Annotated in this window: 21 protein-coding genes; all 21 read right to left on the bottom strand. The window is 57.7% G+C overall.

Going from position 1 to position 21303, the window contains the following annotated elements:
- Positions 1-543: an OmpH family outer membrane protein gene (locus tag AFERRID_RS11345; protein WP_225981983.1), complete on the bottom strand. Its 543-nt coding sequence runs from the start codon at positions 541-543 to the stop codon at positions 1-3.
- A gap of 17 nt (positions 544-560) precedes the next feature.
- Positions 561-2906 (bottom strand): outer membrane protein assembly factor BamA, encoded by a 2346-nt coding sequence (bamA, locus tag AFERRID_RS11340; protein ID WP_113525738.1) that lies wholly within the window; start codon positions 2904-2906, stop codon positions 561-563.
- The gene (rseP, locus tag AFERRID_RS11335; protein WP_113525737.1) at positions 2903-4267 is read right to left on the bottom strand and encodes an RIP metalloprotease RseP; all 1365 of its coding nucleotides are present in this window, start codon (positions 4265-4267) and stop codon (positions 2903-2905) included. The genes bamA and rseP overlap by 4 nt, the downstream gene beginning before the upstream one ends.
- A gap of 15 nt (positions 4268-4282) precedes the next feature.
- Entirely contained in the window at positions 4283-5458 is a 1176-nt protein-coding gene (gene ispC, locus AFERRID_RS11330; protein ID WP_113525736.1) for a 1-deoxy-D-xylulose-5-phosphate reductoisomerase, read from the bottom strand.
- Positions 5455-6267: a phosphatidate cytidylyltransferase gene (locus AFERRID_RS11325; protein WP_113525735.1), complete on the bottom strand. Its 813-nt coding sequence runs from the start codon at positions 6265-6267 to the stop codon at positions 5455-5457. The genes ispC and AFERRID_RS11325 overlap by 4 nt, the downstream gene beginning before the upstream one ends.
- A complete protein-coding gene (locus tag AFERRID_RS11320; protein WP_113525734.1) occupies positions 6249-7010 on the bottom strand; it encodes an isoprenyl transferase in 762 nt (253 codons plus the stop codon). The genes AFERRID_RS11325 and AFERRID_RS11320 overlap by 19 nt, the downstream gene beginning before the upstream one ends.
- Positions 7011-7013: 3 nt before the next feature.
- A complete protein-coding gene (frr, locus tag AFERRID_RS11315; protein WP_427963608.1) occupies positions 7014-7535 on the bottom strand; it encodes a ribosome recycling factor in 522 nt (173 codons plus the stop codon).
- Positions 7536-7570: 35 nt separating this feature from the next.
- On the bottom strand, positions 7571-8296 hold the full coding sequence (pyrH, locus tag AFERRID_RS11310) for a UMP kinase (protein WP_113525732.1): 726 nt from the start codon (positions 8294-8296) through the stop codon (positions 7571-7573).
- Positions 8297-9175, bottom strand: coding sequence for a translation elongation factor Ts (gene tsf, locus AFERRID_RS11305; RefSeq protein WP_113525731.1), 879 nt, complete (start codon positions 9173-9175; stop codon positions 8297-8299).
- Positions 9176-9202: 27 nt separating this feature from the next.
- Positions 9203-9955 (bottom strand): 30S ribosomal protein S2, encoded by a 753-nt coding sequence (gene rpsB / locus AFERRID_RS11300; protein ID WP_009564727.1) that lies wholly within the window; start codon positions 9953-9955, stop codon positions 9203-9205.
- Between the two features lie 203 nt (positions 9956-10158).
- Complete coding sequence (locus AFERRID_RS11295) at positions 10159-10761, bottom strand: DedA family protein (protein WP_225981982.1); 603 nt, start codon at positions 10759-10761, stop codon at positions 10159-10161.
- 243 nt (positions 10762-11004) lie between these two features.
- Positions 11005-12516, bottom strand: coding sequence for a Ppx/GppA phosphatase family protein (locus tag AFERRID_RS11290; protein WP_113525730.1), 1512 nt, complete (start codon positions 12514-12516; stop codon positions 11005-11007).
- 2 nt (positions 12517-12518) lie between these two features.
- The gene (gene phoU, locus AFERRID_RS11285) at positions 12519-13232 is read right to left on the bottom strand and encodes a phosphate signaling complex protein PhoU (protein ID WP_113525729.1); all 714 of its coding nucleotides are present in this window, start codon (positions 13230-13232) and stop codon (positions 12519-12521) included.
- 11 nt (positions 13233-13243) lie between these two features.
- A complete protein-coding gene (gene pstB / locus AFERRID_RS11280) occupies positions 13244-14011 on the bottom strand; it encodes a phosphate ABC transporter ATP-binding protein PstB (protein ID WP_113525728.1) in 768 nt (255 codons plus the stop codon).
- Entirely contained in the window at positions 14011-14865 is an 855-nt protein-coding gene (gene pstA / locus AFERRID_RS11275; protein ID WP_126605219.1) for a phosphate ABC transporter permease PstA, read from the bottom strand. The genes pstB and pstA overlap by 1 nt, the downstream gene beginning before the upstream one ends.
- The gene (gene pstC / locus AFERRID_RS11270) at positions 14862-15881 is read right to left on the bottom strand and encodes a phosphate ABC transporter permease subunit PstC (RefSeq protein ID WP_172959372.1); all 1020 of its coding nucleotides are present in this window, start codon (positions 15879-15881) and stop codon (positions 14862-14864) included. The genes pstA and pstC overlap by 4 nt, the downstream gene beginning before the upstream one ends.
- A gap of 8 nt (positions 15882-15889) precedes the next feature.
- On the bottom strand, positions 15890-16912 hold the full coding sequence (pstS, locus tag AFERRID_RS11265; protein ID WP_225981981.1) for a phosphate ABC transporter substrate-binding protein PstS: 1023 nt from the start codon (positions 16910-16912) through the stop codon (positions 15890-15892).
- Between the two features lie 66 nt (positions 16913-16978).
- Positions 16979-18307 (bottom strand): phosphate regulon sensor histidine kinase PhoR, encoded by a 1329-nt coding sequence (phoR, locus tag AFERRID_RS11260; protein ID WP_113525726.1) that lies wholly within the window; start codon positions 18305-18307, stop codon positions 16979-16981.
- A gap of 61 nt (positions 18308-18368) precedes the next feature.
- Positions 18369-19178: a phosphate regulon transcriptional regulator PhoB gene (gene phoB, locus AFERRID_RS11255; RefSeq protein WP_225981980.1), complete on the bottom strand. Its 810-nt coding sequence runs from the start codon at positions 19176-19178 to the stop codon at positions 18369-18371.
- 41 nt (positions 19179-19219) lie between these two features.
- Positions 19220-20476 carry a DEAD/DEAH box helicase gene (locus tag AFERRID_RS11250; RefSeq protein ID WP_126605218.1) on the bottom strand — a complete coding sequence of 419 codons (1257 nt, stop codon included), beginning with the start codon at positions 20474-20476 and terminating at the stop codon, positions 19220-19222.
- 202 nt (positions 20477-20678) lie between these two features.
- Complete coding sequence (locus AFERRID_RS11245) at positions 20679-21176, bottom strand: hypothetical protein (RefSeq protein ID WP_126605217.1); 498 nt, start codon at positions 21174-21176, stop codon at positions 20679-20681.
- Between the last annotated feature and the right edge of the window lie 127 nt (positions 21177-21303).

The raw sequence follows: 21303 nt of genomic DNA, 5'->3' as shown, positions 1-21303 counted from the left end.
CTATTTACCACCGTTCATTTTACCGGTGGCAAGTTTGTTCTCCATCGCTGCCACCACCTGCGGAGTGATATCGATGGCGCCATTGACATAAAGCACAGACTTGTCATTGAGGATCACCGTATAATGCCCGGCGCGCCCGATCCTGCTCACCACTTTGACCAACCGGTCCTGAATGCTTTTCAGAATCTGATTACGCTGATAATTGAGGCTATCCTGGGCTTGGCGCTGGAACTGCTGCAAATGGAGAATCATGCCCTGCAATTGCGCCTCCCTTTCCTGCCGCTGTGCATTCGTCAAATGTGGAAAATCTTTTTCCAGGGTCTTTTGCAATGCGTCGATCTGCTGGCGCCTGGCCTCCATCTCTTTCTGCTTCGCCTCTACCTGCTTGTTGAGGCTGGCTGCGCCAGCCTGTGCCTCAGGCAATTCGCGCAACGCGCGGTCGAGATCCACAAAACCGATCTTCAGCGGGTCCGCCCACGCTGCAACAGACGTCAGCGTAAACAGGAGAACCACCCCGAGACGCAGTCGCCATTTCATACCCATACCCCGACACCACACCGTCAAAAGTTGTTACCCACAGTAAACTGCAAGGGCTGGGTCAGGTCACCCGGCTTCTTGTCCAGCGGGACGGCCAAAGACAGGCGCAGCGGCCCCATCGGGCTGATCCACATGAAGCCGATGCCCGCTGTGGTCCGCATTTCGCTTAAATTCGGGAAGTAATTATTGCTATAATTATATATTGAACCACTCGTGTTGGAATTCACGCCATAGACCCAACCACTTGCGAGAAATACCGACATCCGGAAGTTGTTATTATCCGCCAGACCCGGCAGCGGGAAATACAGATTGGCGTTAAAAAGTAGCTCGCGCGTGCCACCCACTGGATAACCACCTATCTGTGGGCCCAACGAGTAGGTCTGATAACCCGGCAAGGTGGTCGGACCACCCAGATAGAAGTTATTAAAGAATGGCACCTTTAGCCCGCCATAACCGTTGATAAAACCATAACGCCCGCTCAATCCGCCCGTCAGCCAGGAGGTAATGGGATGATAATATTCCCCTTTGATCTCCGCCTTATACCAGCGGAGCTTTGCAGGAGGTACTGCAGCCCTCAGCGATAAAGTCCCATAAACCCCTTTGGTGGGAAAAATCGGTGAGTTACGGCTGTCATAGGTAAGATCGTTGCCAACCGTCACCGCAGTGGCGGTATTGCCAAACGTGTTTACATAGTCAGTATATATTTGTGGACTTCCAGAAGTCAGATTGATATTCGTATTACTGAACCCCAACGACATGTAATCATAGACATACTGCATCACCGGAATACCCAGGGTAACGGTCGCGCCGTAATCGATCTCCTGATATGGTGCCACCATCAGGGTAGAGAGGTTGGTATCGTTGCGATACAGATTAACGCCCAGACTGATGCCGTCCGGCGTAAAATACGGATCGGTAAAAGACAGGTTATACGCCGTCCCCAGACCGCCTACGTTAGCCGAGAACGCCAGGGCGTTACCCGTACCCATAAAGTTGTTCTGGCTGATCGAGCCGTTGAATAGGATACCCTGGGCATTGGAATAGCCGACACCGATGCTGAAACTGCCTGTAGGCCTTTCGCTCACGTGAACATCCAGGTCCAGTTGGTCAGGATGCCCCGGGACCGGTACGGTTTTTGTATCGATCTTGTCGTAAAAACCCGTCTGCTGCAGACGCATCTTGGAACGCCGGATCAGCGAGCCGTCATAAAGCGCACCCTCCATCTGCCGGAATTGGCGCCTGACCACATAGTCCCGGCTTTTGTCATTGCCGGTGATCTCGATGCGGCGGATATAGACCTTGCGACCGGGATCCACCTCGAAGTTCAGCGCCACCTCATGCGTTTTTTCATTCACCTTGGGCACCGGTGTGGTATTGGCGAACGCGTAACCCAGGTTTCCAAGCTTATCTGCAATGGCATTATTGGTGTCGTTGATTTTAGCCCGGGAAAACACTTCGCCAGGTTTGATCTCCACCAGTTTTTCCAGTTCCGGCCTCGGCACGATCAGGTTACCCGTCAGGCCCACCGACTGGATATGATAGAGACTACCCTCATGCACGTTAACGGTGATATACACAAAGCGGCGATCCGGCGTCACCTGCACCTGAGTGGATTCAACATCGAAGTTGAGATAGCCCCGGTCCAGATAAAAATTATGCAGTTTCTCCAGACCCTTCATGAGTTTTTCACGCGAATAACGATCATTTTTGGTGAAGAAGGAAAAAGCATCCGGCGCACCGATACTAAAAAGGCCACGCAAACGGCTTTCACTGAAGGCATGATTACCAACAATGGTCACTTGCTTAATGGTCGCCTGCTCGCCTTCCTTAGCGTCGATATGGATGGCCACCCGATTGCGCGGCAATTTTTCCACCCGCGCATGAATCCGGGCGTTGTAATAGCCCATGCCCTCATATTGTTCCTGCAGACCATGAATCACCTGATCCAGGATCGAATGATTGAAGATGTGTCTATCCACCAGACCGACGCCCTTGAGCGTGCCGTTCACTTCGCTTTTGGAAAAAGCCTTGATGCCCGTCATCTTGATGCTGGAGATGATGGGTCGCTCCTGCACGATGACCAGCAGATTGTTGTCAGAACGGGCGATGGTCACATCCTTGAAGAATCCCGTGGAATAGAGATCCTTGATGGCCTGCTGCGCCTTCTGATCATCCACCTGCTCGCCGATGTGAATGGGCAGGTAGTTGTAGACCGTGCCCGGTGCGATATGCTCCAGACCACGAATTTCTATATTCCTGACCGTAAAGGGCGTAAATGCCCAGGCCGGTGCTGCCCATGCGGCGGTGACACAAGCCACTCCGGCGGAAAGGAGGATGACGGGGGCGGAGCTGAGGCTGAATTTTTTCACGGTGTCAGCAATCTCATAATATCATTGTAGAAGGCGAAGGACATGAGCATCAGAAGCAGCACTATACCGATCTGCTGCGCTTTTTGCACCACTACCGCAGGGAGCGCCTTGCCGCGCACCATCTCCACGGCGTAAAACATCAGATGCCCGCCATCCAGAATCGGAATAGGGAGAAGGTTGAGCACCCCCAGACTGATACTGACCAACCCGAGAAAGGATAAAAACGGCGCGAGACCGGCATGCGCCGACTGCCCGGCATACTCCGCGATGGTGATGGGTCCACTGATATTGGACGGAGAAACAAAGCCCTGCACCATTCGCACGATCATCACGACAGTCATCAGCGACATTTGCCAGGTCGTTCGCGCCCCGTAGATGAACCCCTCCAGAGGGCCGCGTTGCCGCAGAACGATCAGGTTTTCGGGCAACGGCGCCATGAGGATACCAATACGACCAACGGGCTTTCCGGACTTGTCGAGAAACATCTGTGGAGTGAGATGCACCGTTTTCGCGAGACCCTGCGCGGTCAGATAACGCAACTGGATGGCCTTGCCAGGATGGGACTCGACCTGCCGCGCCAACCCCTCCCAACTGAAAATCTCCTGCGCATCGACCGCAAGGATGCGATCTCCCGCCGCCAACCCGGCCTGCTGCGCCGGACTATGGGGCTGCACGGCGCCGATGACGGCCGGCAGGTATGGCTCCATGCCAATGACTTTACTGACAAAATCCGGTCCGACACTATCTGCGGTAAGGGTCTGCAGGCGCAGCACATGGTTGAGCCGGGCGCCGTTGCCACCTATCGTCTGCAGGGTCACCGGGGTACGCGCAATAGCCGCAGACAGCAGTCCCAGACGCACATCCTCCCAGGTATGTACGGCCTGTCCGTTGAGCGTCGCGATGCGTTCGCCGGGCTGCAACTGCGCGTGGGCCGCCGGAGAATGATCCTGTACCAGACCGACAATGGGCGCCAAACCCGGAATGCCGAGCCACGCCACACCCGCATAAGCAACCACGGCAAAAAGCAGATTGGCCAACGGTCCCGCCAGCGCAATCAGAAAACGTTTGCCGGGAGCAAGGTTGACAAAGGCCCGTTTGCTGTCCTCCGCCGAAACCGGTTCACCTTCCTGCTCCTGCTCACCGAGCATTTTGACGTAGCCACCGAGGGGAAGCGCGGCAATCACATACTCCGTCTGATCCCTTCCCCAGCGATGGCTAATCAGGGCCGGTCCAAAACCGATGCTGAACCTGAGCACCTTGACGCCCATTGTTTTGGCGACGATGAAATGGCCCGACTCATGAATCAGCACAAGGGTGCCGATAGCCAGAATAAAGGCCCCTATGGTCTCAAGAATCTGCATGCGCGGTCAGAGGAATCACTGCATACCCGATCCATGCCGGGCCAGGTGGCGGAGCGCCACCTCCCGTGCCAGTTGGTCGATAGCCAGCACATCGTCCAGACAGTTCGGGGCGGCGGGCTGCAATTCACCAAGGGTATCTTCAACGACGGCCGCAATTCGCAGAAACGGCAGGTATCCTTCCAGAAAGGCGTGTACGGCAATCTCATTCGCCGCGTTCAGCACCGTCGCTGCGGCTCCCCCTGCCTGCAGGGCATCAAAGGCGAGGGCCAGGCAAGGGAACCGCTGTAAGTCTGGTGTCTCGAACTGAAGGTCCGGCCCATGCGCCAGATCCAGAGACGAAACCCCACTTTCCATGCGCTCTGGAAAAGCCAGAGCATGGGCAATGGGAGTGCGCATATCGGGGTTGCCCAATTGCGCCAGCACGGAACCATCCACATATTCCACCATGGAATGGATAATGCTCTGAGGATGAATCAGCACGTCGATCCGGGAGGCGGGGAGGTCAAAGAGCCAATGCGCCTCGATGACCTCCAGCCCCTTATTCATCATGGTTGCAGAGTCTACGGAGATTTTTCGGCCCATGACCCAGTTGGGATGGGCACAGGCCTGGTCCGGCGTCACCACCGCCAGATGCTCCGCCGACCAGGTCCTGAACGGTCCTCCGGAAGCCGTCAGCAGAATACGGCGCACGCCTTTGCCATCTGCAAAGCACTGGAATACAGCATTATGCTCACTATCGATGGGAAGCAACGTCACCTGATGCTGTCGCACGCGCTCCATGAAGAGGTTGCCCGCCATCACCAGACATTCCTTGTTAGCCAAATAGACCTTTTTCCCGGCTTCTACGGCGGCCAGGGTCGGTAACAGACCGGCAGCGCCCACAATGGCTGCCATCACCTCATCGACGCCGGACATGCGCGCCGCTTCGGCAAGCGCCTCCGGGCCACTCTCCACCTGGATGTTCTTGAGGCCAGCATCGCCTAGCCCCATCCGCAACTGCTGCGCCGCTTCCGGGGCAGCCATAACCACCAACTCGGGATGATGTTGCTGACAAAGCAACTGCATCTCTGCCACACGGTGATTGCCGGTAAGCGCGACGATCCGGAATTGGTCCGGGTGGCGCGACACCACATCCAGGGTGCTTTTGCCAATGGAGCCCGTAGCCCCGAGTATGCAGATGCCTCGTGTCATTTCCACCAATCCAGATAATAAAGCCCGGCGACAAACACCGGGATGCCTGCGCTCATGCTGTCCAAGCGATCCAGCAGGCCGCCATGCCCCGGCAACAACTGGCCACTATCCTTGCAATCGGCGCGGCGTTTCAAAAAACTCTCGGAAAGATCTCCCAAGATCGCGAAAGCACCCGTAATCAAACCCAAGAAGGTGCCGGAAAGGAGTATCGGCGTGGCCGCACCTACCCATATCCACGCGCCCAGTGTGCCCATAATGGCGCTGCCAAGCAAGCCGCCCAGTAAGCCCTCCCAAGTCTTGCCAGGGCTGATACGTGGCACTAATCGGTGACGCCCCCAGATTTTACCAAATGTCATCGCACCTACATCATCCGCACTGATGACCAGAATCACCCATAACAAAAACTGTGGAGCACGCTGCTGCAAGGACAGACTGAATAACAAAGCAGGCAAAAGCACAGGAAAGACCGCCATAGCGCTCACCGGACGCTGCCAGGCCGCGGCCCCGCGTAACAGAGAGGGCGGCATCAGCATCAGCAACACCGCGAGTAACACCCACCAGATCACGCTGCCCTGTGCCAGGGTGTACCAGGGAAGATGCTGCGAGAAGATGAGCATCGCAGGCAGTGCTGCCAATACCAGCGCCAGCCCGTTTGGCCAGGCTATCAGACTGAGATGACCCCACTCCTGTCCTGCCAGGAACGCCAGCAACATGAGGAAAACGAGGAAAACGAGGAAAGGTGCCCAAAAGATCAGCACAAGAACCAGCAGGAATAACAAAGAAGCGGTAATCAGTCGCTGACGGAGCAATCGCCCTCCAGCACCTGATCGCCCGTCCGTCCGAAGCGCCGTTGCCGATGCGCGAAAGAATGCAGCGCATGCTCCAGAGCTGCGCGGTTGAAATCCGGCCACAGCGTATCGCTGAAGTAAAACTCGGTATAAGCCAACTGCCAAAGCAGAAAGTTACTGATACGCTCCTCGCCACCGGTACGGATCAGCAGGTCGGGCTCGGGGATGTCTGCCAGACAAAGATGCCGGGCAATATGTGCGGCGGAGAAATCTTCAAGGGAGAGATCCCCCGCCTGTACCGCCGCCATCGCCGCTCGTGCTGCCTGTGCAATATCCCAACGTCCGCCATAATTCACCGCCAGATTGAGCTGGAGTCGCTGATTGTTGCGGGTGAGCGTCTCCGCCTCATCGATGAGCTGGCATATCTCCGGATCCAGTGCGCTGCGATCACCGATGATATGCAGACGAACGCCATTCTCATGCAACTTGCGTGCTTCCCGCCGCAGCAAAAGACGGAACAGATTCATCAGCAAACGAACCTCAATGGCTGGACGTCGCCAGTTCTCGGTGCTGAAAGCGAAAAGCGTCAGGTAGGGAATACCGAGATCCGCGCAGGACTGCACCATCTCCCGGACCACCTCGGCACCGCGGCGATGACCGGCCACCCGTGGCAAGTGCCGACGGTACGCCCACCGACCATTGCCATCCATGATGACGGCAATGTGGCGGGGCATGGCAGGCGGGGTCAGGTCGGCGGAAGGCATGGCTCAGACCTCCATGAGGTCAGCTTCCTTGGCCTCCACCACAGCATCCACCTCGTCAATATAACGGTCCGTCAGCTTCTGAAACTCTTCCTCAGCCCGTCGCTCTTCATCTTCGGAGATGGTCTTCTGCTTATGGAGTTCCTTGACCTGAGAAATGCTGTCGCGACGGATGTTCCGAATCGCCACGCGTGCGCCCTCCCCTTCCTGCCGGACCACCTTTACCATTTCCTTACGACGTTCCTCTGAAAGCGCTGGCAAGGGCACGCGAACATTATCCGAACCCGCCACCGGATTGAGCCCCAGACCGGCGTCACGAATGGCCTTGTCAATTTTGGGAATCAGGTTCTTTTCCCACGGAGTCACCAGCAGTGAACGAGCATCCGCCACCGAAACCGAGGCGACCTGCGCCAGTGGCGTCGGCGCCCCGTAGTAGTCCAATTGTACGTGATCCAGCAGACCGGCACTGGCCCGGCCAGTACGCAGCCGGGTAAGCTCGCCCTTCAGCGACTCAATGCTCTTCTTCATCCGGGCTTCTGAATCTTTCTTGATCCCTTGAATAGTCATGCAATCTCTCTGCGCACGGAAGTGCCTTCCTCTTCACCCAGCATCACCCGCATCAATGCGCCGGATTTGTTGATGGAAAAAACGATGATCGGCATGTCATTATCGCGGCAGAGGGTGATAGCCGTCGCATCCATAACCTGTAAGTTTTGCTCCAACACCTGGCTATAGGACAGTTCCCGGTAGCGCATGGCCTCGGGGTGGCTGACGGGATCGTCGGTGTAAACACCGTCTACCTTGGTCCCCTTGAGCACTAGTTCGGCATTGATTTCCACCGCGCGCAGGCTGGCCGCCGTATCGGTGGTAAAAAAGGGATTCCCGGTACCAGCGCCGAAGATGACTACCCGTCCCTTTTCCAGATGGCGGATAGCACGCCGCCGGATATAAGGCTCCGCGACCTGTTCGATATGCAGCGCCGACAGCACCCGGGTCGGCAGACCGAGGTGCTCCAGGGCATCCTGCACGGCGAGGGCATTCATGACCGTCGCCAGCATACCCATGTAGTCGGCGGTGGCGCGGTCCATACCTTCGGCCGCCTTGGCCATACCCCGGAAAATATTACCGCCACCGATCACGATGGCGATCTGTACTCCGGTGTCGGAGACATCCTTGACTTCCCTGGCTATGCGCTGTACGACCTCACGGTCCACACCGTACTGACCATCGCCCATGAGCGCCTCGCCGCTAAGCTTGAGGAGAATGCGGGAATACAAGGGCGCCGCCACTCAGGACCCCCGGACCTGCGCCATGACCTCGGTCGCAAAATCTGCGGTGGGGGCCTTTTCTATCCCCTCCCCCACTTCAAAGCGGACGAACTCCAGCACCTCGACGCCAGGAAAGCTCTGTATCAACTGGCCGACACTGCGGTCAGGGTCTTTGACAAACGGCTGTCCGGTAAGGGCGATTTCGTTGAGCAGTTTGTTCAGACGTCCGGAGATCATCTTTTCAATGATGTCTGCCGGCTTGCCGCTGGCTGCCGCCTGGGTGATCAAAATTTCCTTTTCACGATTCAGACGTTCCGGGGATACTTCGCCGGGATGAATCACTTCGGGGCGCGCCGCAGCCACATGCATGGCCACATCGCGGCCAAGTTCACTGGTGGCCGCCCGGCCCTCCAGGGCCACGAGCACACCGATGCGACTGCCGTGAACATAGGCACCGATCACACCATCCATGACCTGTAGGTGCTGCAGGCGACGCAGACTGATATTCTCGCCCAGTTTGCTGACCAGACTTTTACGCCGCTCTTCCACTCCGGCATCCGCGAGCAGGGCTTCGGCATCTTTGAGCCCCTGCGCCAAGGCCTGCCCGACGCAGTCCTTCGCCAGCGCCAGGAAATCTTCATTTTTGGCGACAAAATCCGTTTCGCAGTTGACCTCGAGAACGACACCCCGCTTTTGATCCTCGCTGAGGGCGGTGACGATGACGCCCTCTGCGGCCACCCGGTTCGCCTTTTTATCGGCCTTGGCCAGACCGCGTGCGCGCAAAAGGTCGATAGCCACCTCCATATCGCCATTGGCTTCGGTCAGCACCGTTTTACATTCCATCATGCCGGCGCCGCTGCGCTCACGCAGTTCCTTGACTTGTTGTGCACTGATAGCCATGAATGCTCCTTGGTTATGATGAATGGGTTAGTCTGCGTCGATTTCGATGGTTTCTTCGTCCACCTCGACAAACTCGTCAAGCAGCCCGGACTCTCCACCCTGACGACCATCGAGAATGGCATCGGCTACCAGCGAGGCGTACAGGCGAATGGCGCGGGTGGCATCATCATTACCGGGGATGGGGAAGTCGATGAGCAACGGATCACAGTTGCTATCCACCACACCGATCACCGGGATACCCAGCTTTCGAGCTTCCAGAACTGCGATATTTTCATGACCAACATCGATGACGAAGATGGCATCCGGCAGACCATTCATATCCTTGATGCCACCGAGGCTGCGCTCCAGCTTGTCGCGCTCGCGGGTCAGGGTGAGCCCCTCTTTTTTGGTGAGTTTTTCCATAGTGCCATCAGCCGTCATCTGATCCAGTTCATCAAGACGGCGAATGGACTGGCGGATGGTCTTGAAATTGGTCAGGGTACCACCCAGCCAGCGCTGATTCACAAAGAAGGCGCCGCTGCGTCGAGCTTCCTGCTCGACGGCCTCGCGCGCCTGGCGTTTGGTACCGACAAAAAGGATGCGGCCGTGCTTGCGGGAAATCTGTTCGACAAAGCTGAGCGCCGTGCGCAGCATGGGCAAAGTGTGTTCGAGATTGATGATGTGAATGCGATTACGCTCACCGAAAAGGTACGGTGCCATTTTCGGGTGCCAGTAACGGGATTGGTGACCAAAGTGGACGCCGGCTTCCAACAGGGCGCGCATGGTAACATTGCTGCTCATAGGTTTTCTCCAGTATTCAGGGTTATGATCCGCCACGCGCCCCATGCAGCCATCCTTACGGACACCCGGCTGCCCTGTATTGGCACGTGTGAGTATTAGGCCTAAGCCCAGCGCTTTTTAGCATAAAACCGGGGGCTCTGGCAAATCATCCGAGGTATGCGAATCAAGCATCTGCCCTGCCCCGCTGGTACGACCGCGGCGCTTCATTCACCATGGCGCCGATGCCACCACCAGTACGCCAACGCTACCGCGATCAACAGCAGCAGGAGCACAATCTGCACATGTTGAACACTTTTCAGCAGACTCCGCAGCGAGGCACCAAGGGCATACCCGATCCCGGCGATGGCGGCCGCCCACACCGCTGCGGCAGCCGGGTTCATCCACAGATAGCGCTGCGCTGGATAGCGATGCACCCCCAGCAGGATGGGGGTAATGGTGCGGGTGCCATAGATAAAACGGAAAAACAGCGTCACCCAGTCACCAAAGCGGCGGATCAAACCCTCGGCCTGATCCACGTGGCGGCGCAGAAAGCGCGGCAACATATTCAGCAGGCGTCCGCCATACCGGTAACCAAGCTGATAAAGCACCTGATCATTGAGAGTACTGCCCAACCAGGAGACAAATATCACCAGGGGGAGATCCAGCACTCCGGCATGGGCCAGGGCACCAGCGATAATCACGACCGCCTCCCCCTCGAGCAGCGTACCAATGAAGAGAATCCAGTAACCATACTGGCGCAGAAAGGTGACGATCATCTCCAGGGTAATGGGTTGAAGACGCAGCCAGCTCAGCATCTCGTTGATCACATCGATGGTTGCATCCTCCCCGATCGGCCGGGAGCGTCTCCGGCATGGGCAACAATAACAAAGGTGCCGACAGACGCAAATTGGTTCGGGGGCCGATCAATCAACGCCATCAAGACTGCGTCGCCATCCGCTAGAATGTTCATTGACTCCAGCGGTATCGTAGGCCGGTACCGGCAAGGTGCTGGCCATGGCCTCCAGCGAAAAACTCGCCAATTGCCGCCAGGTCGGACTTGCCGCCAGCGGTTACCACTGCAGGTGGAAATCCGGCGTGATCCATTCCTGCTCCTGTTCGAGATCAGCGGCCAGTAGCGGCATATCCGTCAGCCAGCGCGCTGGCAGGTGCAGAACGACATGCCGACCAGTCACCGTCAACTCCGGCGGAACCGCCAGCGGGAGCGCGCCCCGATGAAAAAGGATGGCCATGCGGAGCAGGATCGCTAACTGCTGAAGAGGCGCCACATCCTCGGCAGCGACTCCCAAAGAACGCAACTGGGCAAGACCAGGCAAGCGTTTACGCTGGGCACGGAGCAACGCCGCAACGACACCCTGCTCACGACGCGAAAAACCCGCGATATCCGCGTTCCGCCAGACATATTCACCATGCTTGTGAAATCCTGAATGGGCGATGTCCAGACCGATATCGTGGGTTAAGGCCGCCCAGTGCAGCCATTGCTGATGCCCTCCGTGGAGCGGCCAGGTCCGGGTCGCAGAGGTAAAAAAGCGTTCCGCCCACCGCGCCACGCTCTGATTACGCAATACCTGGCTGTGAAAACGTTCCTGCAGGCTGCAGATGCTCATCTCTCGGGTATCTTCCTGATGGATGCGGCCAAGCAGATCGTAAATGGCCCCCTCGCGCAATGCCCCCTCGGAAAAGCGCATTTCCTGCAGGCCCAATGACTCGAAGAGCGCAAAAAGGATGATGAAGCCGCCTGGGAAGACTGCAGCACGATCGGGCTTCAGGCCTTTCAACCGGGTCAGCGCACGCACCGAACCAAGACGCATCATCTGTTCACGCAGCCAATGTAGGCCTGCGCGGGTGATGCGCGGGCCCTGACCGCCCTCGGCAAGGATACGGCCAATCGACTTGATCGTGCCTGATGAACCCACCGCCTGATCCCAGCCGTGGCTGGCAAAATCCTCCAGCATGGGTTCCACCGCCATGCGTACCCGCTTTTCCAGGCGCTCACAGGCAGGCGCCGTAATCTGCTCATCGGGGAAATAGGCTCGGGTGGAGGCCACGCAGCCGAAATGCAGACTCTCCCGCAGGTCAGGGATAAACCCTTGGCCCGCGATCAACTCGGTGCTGCCCCCTCCAATATCCACTACCAGACGTCGTTCACGGGCGTCCACCGCAAGACTGTGCGCAACGCCCAGATAGACCAGACGGGCTTCTTCACGGCCGGCCACGATTTCCAGCGGATAGCCGAGGGTGTTTTCAATAGCACGGATGAAGCCTTCCGTAGCGCTCGCCTGACGCAGGGTATTGGTGCCGATTACCCGTACCCGCTCCGGACGAATGCCCCGTAGACGCTGCCCGAAGCGGGCCAGACAATCCAGCGCGCGTTTTTCGACTTCCGGATCGAGACTGCCGTCGTCGCGTAAGCCCTCCGCCAGCCGAACGCCTTCGCGCAAACGATCATGCAGACGGATATCAGAGCCGACTTCTTCTGCTACCACCATATGAAAAGAGTTGGAACCCAGGTCCACCGCCGCCAGAAAATTTTCGAGCCCTGCTGTGGCTGCGGATTCTGCCACCGCTATTTCCCCTGGATGCTTTGTTCTACCTCGTCCAACGGAAGATGCCGGACACTTTTCCCTTTGGCAAGATAAATGACGTATTCGCAAATGTTCCGAGCATGATCTCCAATACGCTCGATGGCTTTGGCGATAAAGAGCGCATCGATGGCCGGGGTGATGGTGCGCGGATCTTCCATCATGTAGGTAATCAGACGGCGCAAGGCAGAGCGGTATTCCTGATTGAGCACCTCATCGCCTTTGGCGACGGCAATGGCTTCCTCCGCATCCGCACGGGCCAGGGCATCCATGGCGCGGCGCAACATATTCAAGGCATAGTCGGCCATCACGCCCACGTCTCTGAGAAAGGCCGGATTGTCGTTACGCGCGCCATGTCCCATAGCCAAGGCCATATCGGCAATCTTGCTGGCCTTGTCGCCCATACGCTCCAGATCCGCGATAGTCTTGATCAGGGTCATCACCAGACGCAGATCGCTGGCGGCAGGCTGACGCGTAGCCAGAATATTGATGCACTCCTCTTCAATACGCACCTCGTAACCATTCACCTCGTGGTCACGCCCGATCACTTCACGGGCCAGTTCGGCATCTGACTCCTGCAGTGCCTTGATGGCATTCGTGATCTGCTCCTCCACCACCCCACCCATGGCGAGCACCAGGGCGTGGACCTCATGGAGTTCTTCTTCAAAACGCTGGGAAATATGTGGTTCTTTGTCCATAGCTGCGCTCCTTAACCGTAGCGACCCGTGATGTAGTCTTCGGTCTGCTTCTTGCCGGGATTAGTGAATAACTGATGGGTGGAATCAAATTCCACCATCTCGCCCATATACATAAATGCTGTATAATCAGATACTCGCCCTGCCTGTTGCATGTTGTGGGTGACGATCAGGATGGTAAACTGTTTCTGCAGTTCGCTCACCAGTTCTTCAATCTTGAGGGTGGCGATGGGGTCCAGTGCGGAGGTCGGTTCATCGAGCAGGATCACCTCCGGTTTCACCGCCACCGCGCGCGCGATACACAGGCGTTGCTGCTGCCCACCGGACAACCCCAGCCCGCTCGTCTTGAGTTTGTCCTTCACCTCTTCCCAGAGAGCGGCCTGACGCAACGCCTGCTCCACCCGCTCGTCCATCTCCACCTTGCGTAATTTTTCATAAAGTTTGATGCCAAAGGCGATATTGTCATAGATGGACATGGGGAAAGGCGTTGGTTTCTGAAATACCATGCCGATTTTAGCGCGCAGCATGTTCACATCCATGCCGGGAGCGAGAATATTCTCACCATCCAGCAGTACTTCGCCGGTCGCCCGTTGCCCAGGGTATAGAGAATACATGCGATTAAATACCCGCAGAAGCGTCGACTTGCCGCAGCCCGACGGCCCGATGAACGCGGTCACCTGATTCTCGGGTATTTCCAGATTGATATCTATGAGGGCCTTGTTGCTCCCATAAAAAAAGTCCAGGTGGCGGACGGATATTTTGGTTTTCTGGGGTTCCGACATCAACGCGGGCTCCTGTCTTTGATAAGGAAGCGGGACACAAGGCTCAAGACTAGCACAGCCATGGCAGCTATCAACGCGCCCGCCCAGGCCAGATGCTGCCATTCTGGATAGGGACTCATGGCAAATTGAAAAATGACTACCGGGACATTGGCGATCGGCTTGTCCAGATTCGTGCTGAAAAACTGATTACTAAGCGCCGTGAACAGCAGTGGTGCGGTCTCGCCACTGATTCTCGCCACCGCCAGCAGAACCCCGGTGAGTATACCAGAACGTGCGGCCCGATAACTCACCTGAACGATCATCTTCCAGTGAGGCGCCCCCAGGGCCAGAGCCGCCTCGCGCATGGTGCCGGGGACCATGCCCAGCATCTCATCCGTAGTGCGCAGGACGACCGGTAAAAGCAAAATAGCCAGCGACAAGGCCCCGGCAAGACCCGAGAAACTCCCCATGGGCACCACCACCACTGCGTAAATAAACAGACCGATCACGATGGATGGTGCACTGAGCAGAATGTCATTAAAAAAACGGATGACTGCCGCAAGTCGGCTGCCTTGCGCAAACTCCGCGAGATAGGTGCCGGCCAGGATTCCCACAGGGGTGCCAATCATCACCGCCACGCCGATCATTAGCAGGCTGCCCACGAAGGCATTGCGCAAGCCCCCGATACTGCCAGGCGCCGGCGTGTCACCTGTAAACAGTTCCAGGTTGAGGGCGCCAGCACCATAAGCGAGAGTGGTCCAAAGAATCCAGACCAGCCAGAAGAGGCCAAACAGCGTCGTTGCCATGGCCATACCCAGATTGAAGATATTCCAGAAGCGACGGCGCAGATAATGGGCGCTCCTGGCCGTATTCATAAACCCACCTTCCCTTGTCCCCGACCGAGACGCCAGAGCATCAGTTTGGCCAGCACCAGCACCACGAAGGTAATGATGAAGAGAATGAAACCCAAGGCCATGAGCGCCGACTTGTACATGGGTGAAAAGGCCTCCGCAAACTCGTTTGCCAGCGCGGCGGCGATGGAGTTTCCGGCGTCGAGCAAAGAGATATGGAGGTCGTGGGCATTACCGATCACAAAGGTTACCGCCATAGTTTCACCAAGGGCACGACCCAGACCAAGGAACACCCCGCCGACTACCGCCGTACGGGTATAAGGGAGAACCACATGGCGTGCCACTTCCCAAGTCGTGGCACCCAGGCCATAGGCCGACTCTTTGAGCATCTCTGGCACAACCAGAAAAACATCGCGCATGATCGCGGAAATAAAGGGGATCACCATGATGGCCAGAATAATACCGGCAGTCAGCATACCAATGCCCATCGGCGGACCGCGAAACAGTGTCCCGATACCGGGCAGAGCACCCAGATGGTCATTGAGCCAAGGCTCTGCACTGCCCAAAACCGGTGCAAAGACGAAAAGACCCCACATGCCGAAGATGATACTGGGGATACCCGCCAGCAGTTCAATGGCGCTGCCGACCGGTTGGCGTAACCATTCGGGTGCGAGTTCACTGATAAATAACGCGATGCCGAAACTGATGGGCACGGCGATCAGCAGGGCGATCACGGAGCTGACCAAAGTTCCATAAATCGGTACCAGAGCGCCGAAGTTCTCGGTAACCGGATCCCAGGTGTCACTCCAGAAAAAAGCGAAGCCAAACCGATGAAAAGCTTCCCACCCGCGCAAAAAAAGGGACAATGCCACCCCGACCAGCAGGAGCAGGACCAAAAAGGCGAGTCCGGCCGTCAGTCCGCGGAAGCTCCGATCCATGGCATGCAAGCGTCGCGGTCGCGCAGGACTATGGCGAGGTGGCACAGCGGGGGACGGCACCACCATCCGCACTCCCAACTCTGCGTCGCGGGTATCTTCCATATCTCAGCTCACTGGCCCAGATTCCTTTTCCAGTACGTCTCAATCTGCGTCACCGTAGTTTTTGGTAATGGCACATAATCCAGGCTCCTGGCTTCCGCTTGCGCCTGCGGGGCTGTCAGGAACCAGCGCGAAAACGCCAGGACTCCGGCATTGACCGCCTTATCGGCATCCTGGCGCATCAGGATGTAAGTCGCAGCGGAAATGGGCCAACTCTGGGCACCCGCCTGGTTGGTGAGAATCATGTAGAAATCCTCCACCTTGGTAAAGTCCGCATTCGCCGCAGCGGCCTGGAAAGTAGCCAGATCAGGGGCCACCACTTTGCCCGCGGCATTGATCATTTTGCCGTAAGCCAGGTGGTTTTCCTTGGCGTAGGCATATTCCACGTAGCCGATGGCACCAGGAATCCGTTGTACATATGCAGCGACGCCCGCATTACCCTTGCCACCCACACCGACGGGCCAGGAAACAGCCGTGTTATCACCTACACGTTGCTTCCATTCCGGGCTGACCTTGGCTAGATAATTGGTAAAGTTGAAGGTGGTGCCGGAACCGTCAGAACGATGGACCACCGTGATATTCATATCCGGCAGCTTAACGCCCTTATTGAGGTCGGCAATGGCTGCGTCGTTCCATTTCTTGATCTTGCCCAGGTAAATACCGGTGAGCACGGTGCCGTTGAAGGTCAGTTCACCGGGCTTTATACCGGGGACATTCACGACGGGGGTAATGCCAATAATCACAGCCGGAAACTGGACGAGATGGTCTTTGTTGAGGTATTCAGGCTGGAGAGGCATGTCGCTGTTGGCGAAAGCGACGGTTTTTGCCTTGATTTGGGCAATCCCGCCACCAGAACCGATGGCCTGATAATTCACCATGATGCCGGTTTTCTGTTTGTAAGTTTCCGCCCATTTGGACAGGACGGGATAAATGGCCGTGCCACCTGCGGCGGAAATGGTCTCCGCCTGCGCCAGCCCTGCTACACCCAGGCTCATCACGCCCAACACAAAAGCCACACCCTTGGTCTTCATCATATCACGCCCCCTATACAGGTTTAGTTAAAAGCTGCATAGGGACTATAGCAAGGTTTTATTACCGTTTTATGACACTGCGGAGTCGGAGGGAAAACTGCGGGCGAGATGGGGCGGAAAATGCGCAGTAAAAGTGGTTCCCTTACCCACTTCACTAGTCACTTCCAGATGCCCCTGATAACGCTCGACAGCGTGACGGACAATGGCCAATCCCAGCCCCGTACCTCCCATGCGTCGGGAGCGACCTTTGTCCACCCGATAAAAACGCTCGGTGATACGCTGCAAGTGCTCGGCAGCGATACCATCACCGGTATCCTGCACCACCAAACGCAGATCGCCCGAGCGACGCTCCCAGCGCACGTTGACGGCGCGGTCTGCCGGGGTATATTTGATGGCGTTTTCCAACAAGTTTCGGATGATACTGGTCAGATCGATGGTTTCTGCGAAAATGCCCAAGTCGCCATCCAGCGCCGTGTCGATCTGCAACCGTTTTTGCACTATGGCGGGCGCCAGGGTATCCAGCGTGTTGTGTATCATAGTCGCGATCATGAGCGTTTCGCAGTGTTCCGGATTCGCCTCGGCGGCCTCCATACGTGCCAGAGACAGCAAGTCTTCGACCAAAGACTGCATGCGCAGCGTCTGCTGTTCCATGAGACGGAGTTGACTACTCACCTCATCGTCGGCAGCGATAGGACTGTCCAGCATGTTTTCCAGGAAACCGCGCACTACCGTCAGCGGGCTGCGCAACTCATGGGAGACATTGGCTACGAAGTCCTGACGGACCTGTTCAAGCTGACGGATACGGGTCACATCCCGGAAGATAACCAAAGCACCCGCATCGGCGAGGGGATAGCGCATGCCCTCCAAAATCTGTTGTGCATCTGCCGGGGCCGGGAGCTGCAGGCTGGGTGGCCCTTCGCCGGCGAGAAAGGCGCGCAGATGCGGAGTTCGCAGCCAGAAAGCCAGCGGCTTACCCGCGTCATCGGGCCATTGCAGTTGCAGCAAGCGGATACCCGAAGGATTCACCCAGAGCAATTGGCCACGCTCGTCCATCAATACCACAACGTCGGGCATCGCCTGCAAGGCGTCACGCAACTGTACGATCTGGGCACTGAGCTGGCGGTGCTGCGCCTCCTGATCACGCCGCCAGTGGTAGCCCTCGGCAAAGGTCTCCTCCCATATCCCCCCCGCCAGCGGTGGCAACGAGGTATACGGGTTACGGAACCAAGCGCTGAAATTCAGGGATTGCTGGCGATGCCAGCCGACCCAGAGCGCTAGCAAGAAAGCGATGATCACCAGTGGGAGGTAGGACCAGGCGTGCAGATCATCGGCGGCCAGAAAAATCGGAATCAACGCCCAGAGCGCCAAGGGGTAAAACCAGGCACGGAGGTACTTCACGCCGGAAAGATATGCCGGGGTGTGCTGCGGCCTGCTGAATGCGCGAAAGCCGCCACACCAGTCATCGCTCGTCCACCACTTCTCGCTGAAAACCCAAGGCGCTACAGCGATAGCCTTCGCCCCTGACAGTTTCGATGATCTGGGCGTAACCGTGGTGCTCCAGCCCCCGACGCAAGCGGCGAATGTGGACGTCGACCGTACGCTCTTCGACAAAACTCTGCCGCCCCCAGATCTGATCGAGTAGCATATCCCGCGAAAAGACCCGTTCCGGGTTGGTCACAAAAAGACGCAAAAGACGAAACTCGGTAGGCCCGAGATGAACCTGTACCTCACCGGCGTAGACCCGATGCGCGCGCAGATCCACCTGCAGATCGCCAAGCCGTACCCGGCCCGCCGCCGTGCCACCGTAACTGCGCCGCAGCAGGGCATTGACCCGCGCCACCAGTTCCCGCGGAGAAAAGGGTTTGGCCAGATAATCATCCGCACCTGACTCCAGACCATGCACCCTGTCACCCTCTTCACCGCGTGCGGTAAGGAGGATGATGGGCAGCTTCCGGGTCTCTTCACGACGGCGCAGCATACGGCACCATACCAAGCCATTTTTGCCGGGAAGCATCCAGTCGAGCACCAGCAACTGCGGCCCCCAGGTCTGGAGTACCGCTTCCGCCGATTCGACGCTGCCCTCACAGCGAACGTCAAAGCCATTACGCTCCAAGGTAACGCGCAGAAGTTCCTGAATGCCTTCCTCATCCTCCACTACCAGGACACGGGAGGATACCTTGTCTTCGTCCATACCTGCCTTTTGCCCGGACACGCCCATCGTCCGCTTATTGTGGCGCAAGCCCTGGCGGAATGCCAAGGCGTTGCACACCAAAATAACCCCGTCAGTACAGGATGGGAAGAATCATGTTCTCAGGTGCGGCGGGCACGACCCGAAGGCACCGCTCCTGAACCGGGCCGACCCCGCCCTGCGGCCTGAGCCGGACGACGCGGCACCCCTGACGGTGCATGACCGGAGAAAGACTGTCGCGGCTCGAAACCGACGACGATCTCCCGGTCAAAGGAGCGACGCAGGAGCTTCTCCACATCCTGTAACTGCTTACGCTCCTCGCTGCTCACCAGCGATACGGCCTGGCCGTTGTTACCGGCGCGACCGGTCCGCCCGATACGATGGACATAATCTTCCGGCACATGGGGAAGTTCAAAGTTCACCACGTGGGGCAGCTCGCTGATGTCGATACCGCGGGCAGCGATATCCGTCGCCACCAGGACCTGCACTTTGCCTTCCTTGAACTCCGCCAGGGCGCGGGTACGGGCGCCCTGGCTCTTATCGCCATGGATTGCCATAGCCTGCATGCCATCCTGCGATAAGTGCCTGGCAAGGCGGTCGGCACCATGCTTGGTGCGAGTGAAAACCAGCACCTGCCCCCATTGATGTTCTTCGATCAGATGGGAAAGAAGCTCGCGTTTGCGGTCCTGATCGACGGCAAAAACCCGCTGGGCGACATTATCGGCAGTAGCATTGCGCGCCGCGACCTCAACACTGGTCGGGTTGTTCAGCAGGCCATCGGCCAGCCCACGGATTTCCGGCGAGAACGTCGCCGAGAACAGCAGGTTCTGGCGTTTTTTCGGCAATACCGCAAGGATGCGCCGGATATCACGAATAAAGCCCATGTCGAGCATGCGATCGGCTTCGTCAAGCACCAGAATTTCGACGTGAGAGAGGTCGACACTGCGCTGCTGGATATGATCCAGCAGGCGACCGGGGGTGGCTACCAGGACATCCACGCTGCGGCGCAGTTTCTGCATCTGGGGATTGATCTTGACCCCACCGATGAGCACCAGGGAGCGCAGGGGAAGATAGCGCCCGTACAATTGCACGCTCGCCTCCACCTGCGCCGCCAGTTCGCGGGTGGGAACCAGAATCAGCGCACGCACACTGGAAGGAGCGCATGACGCGCTACCTGAAGTAGCCGCCAGTTTGTGCAGGATGGGCATGGCAAACGCGGCAGTCTTGCCGGTACCCGTCTGTGCGCCCGCCAGCAGGTCGACACCGGACATGACTACCGGGATGGCCTGTTCCTGAATAGGGGTGGGACTGGTGTAGCCACGTTCGGCAGCCGCACGCCAGATAGGCTCAGAAAGACCCAGAGATTCAAAAGACGACATAAGTTTTACTCCGAAAACACCGGCCTCGCCACAAGGGCGCCAGTCTATGGCAGACGCTTCATAAAGGTAGGGACCAGTGCGACGCGCGTCATGCAGACTGAGGCATGACGGCAAGCGCACTCTAACAGAACAGATTACCCATTACGAGTGACAAATGGTGACGGCCATGTCCAGACAAAGCACTGGGCTATCCAGAAGGACATCAGGGACCGCCTTGTGGCCGCCGCGACTTGTCCGGAGGCCCCCGATCTGAATGCTGCCCGGGGCGCTGTGGAGGTGGCGCGAAGCGTGGCCGCTGCCCTTCCGGGCCCGGCGCCCTGTACCCTGGGAAAGCCTGCGGAGGAGGTGAAACGAATCCCCCCGGCGCACCCATGGGTACGCGCGGTGGCGGCGGCAAAGGTACACCCACGGGCGGTCTGGGCGGCAGCGGTATGCCGCGGCGCAGGGGCGGCGGCGCCGCAAAATAACGGTAATAATAGGACCGTGGATAGTAGTTCCACAGTTGGGTCTGAAAATATAATTGCGGGGTGTAGTACCGAGCGTAAGCACCAGGTGGATACCAGTAGCCAACCGCAGGGTAACCGCTGTAATACCCTTGGCCCCCATAAGCATAATAATCATAGCCGGTGGGGTATACGGCGCAACCCGCGCCCGCCCCGAGAAGCAAGCCGACCATGACCACGAAACCTGATTTTTTCATACGTCTCCCTCCATAGGATGATCCAGCAGATGCAAAAGGCGCTGACTATCGGCCAGAGGCATATCCAGATCCCGGCAGTGGCGCCAGGGCTTTTAATGAGTCATATTCAACCAAAACGCGGAGGAAT

It is taken from the genome of Acidithiobacillus ferridurans, assembly GCF_003966655.1.
Taxonomy (GTDB): domain Bacteria; phylum Pseudomonadota; class Gammaproteobacteria; order Acidithiobacillales; family Acidithiobacillaceae; genus Acidithiobacillus; species Acidithiobacillus ferridurans.
Note: the sequence above shows the minus strand (reverse complement) of the source record. Positions and strands in the feature narration are given on the sequence as shown.

Bases quoted from the DNA above. Each gene is read 5' to 3' on its own strand.
- phoU (WP_113525729.1), bottom strand. From the start codon at position 13,232: ATGGACAAAGAACCACATATTTCCCAGCGTTTTGAAGAAGAACTCCAT.
- pstC (WP_172959372.1), bottom strand. From the start codon at position 15,881: ATGGAAGATACCCGCGACGCAGAGTTGGGAGTGCGGATGGTGGTGCCG.
- pstS (WP_225981981.1), bottom strand. From the start codon at position 16,912: ATGATGAAGACCAAGGGTGTGGCTTTTGTGTTGGGCGTGATGAGCCTG.
- rpsB (WP_009564727.1), bottom strand. From the start codon at position 9,955: ATGAGCAGCAATGTTACCATGCGCGCCCTGTTGGAAGCCGGCGTCCAC.
- frr (WP_427963608.1), bottom strand. From the start codon at position 7,535: ATGAAGAAGAGCATTGAGTCGCTGAAGGGCGAGCTTACCCGGCTGCGT.
- AFERRID_RS11320 (WP_113525734.1), bottom strand. From the start codon at position 7,010: ATGCCTTCCGCCGACCTGACCCCGCCTGCCATGCCCCGCCACATTGCC.
- tsf (WP_113525731.1), bottom strand. From the start codon at position 9,175: ATGGCTATCAGTGCACAACAAGTCAAGGAACTGCGTGAGCGCAGCGGC.
- pstA (WP_126605219.1), bottom strand. From the start codon at position 14,865: ATGAATACGGCCAGGAGCGCCCATTATCTGCGCCGTCGCTTCTGGAAT.
- AFERRID_RS11245 (WP_126605217.1), bottom strand. From the start codon at position 21,176: ATGAAAAAATCAGGTTTCGTGGTCATGGTCGGCTTGCTTCTCGGGGCG.
- AFERRID_RS11250 (WP_126605218.1), bottom strand. From the start codon at position 20,476: ATGTCGTCTTTTGAATCTCTGGGTCTTTCTGAGCCTATCTGGCGTGCG.
- rseP (WP_113525737.1), bottom strand. From the start codon at position 4,267: ATGCAGATTCTTGAGACCATAGGGGCCTTTATTCTGGCTATCGGCACC.
- pstB (WP_113525728.1), bottom strand. From the start codon at position 14,011: ATGTCGGAACCCCAGAAAACCAAAATATCCGTCCGCCACCTGGACTTT.
- AFERRID_RS11345 (WP_225981983.1), bottom strand. From the start codon at position 543: ATGGGTATGAAATGGCGACTGCGTCTCGGGGTGGTTCTCCTGTTTACG.
- ispC (WP_113525736.1), bottom strand. From the start codon at position 5,458: ATGACACGAGGCATCTGCATACTCGGGGCTACGGGCTCCATTGGCAAA.